The following is a 508-nucleotide window of genomic DNA, read 5'->3' on the forward strand; positions in this document are numbered from 1 at the left end:
CTCAGCCTCAATCTTGCTGTGACGGTGAAGGATTACGCCACCTCGGGTGAGCACTTCGCCCGAGTCAAGGTGCCGGACAACGTCGACCGCTTCGTGCGGGTTCGGCGTGGCGACGGTAGCCACCGGATCGATGCGTTCCTGTCGATGGAGGAAGTGATCTCGGCGCACCTCGATGTGCTCTTCCCGGGCATGGACGTCGTGGAGAGCCACGCCTTCCGCATCACCCGCAACGCAGACTTCGAGGTGGAAGAGGACCGCGACGAGGACCTCCTTCAAGCTCTCGAACGGGAGTTGGCGCGCCGACGCTTCGGATCGCCCGTCAGGTTGGAAATCGCCGACGACATGACCGAGCACATGTTGGAGTTGTTGCTGCGTGAACTCGACGTCGACCCGAGCGATGTCATCCAGGTTCCAGGTTTGTTGGACCTGTCCTGCCTGTGGCAGGTCTACGGCGTAGACCGTCCCGCCCTCAAGGACGCTCCATTCGTGCCCGCCACGCATCCGGCCT

Annotated in this window: 1 pseudogene; it reads left to right on the forward strand. The window is 62.8% G+C overall.

The annotated features are described in order from the left end of the window. A pseudogene (locus tag HM984_RS18160) lies at positions 1-508 on the forward strand (hypothetical protein); the annotation flags it as partial.

Source organism: Winogradskyella pacifica, from assembly GCF_013403915.1.
Lineage (GTDB): Bacteria > Bacteroidota > Bacteroidia > Flavobacteriales > Flavobacteriaceae > Winogradskyella > Winogradskyella pacifica.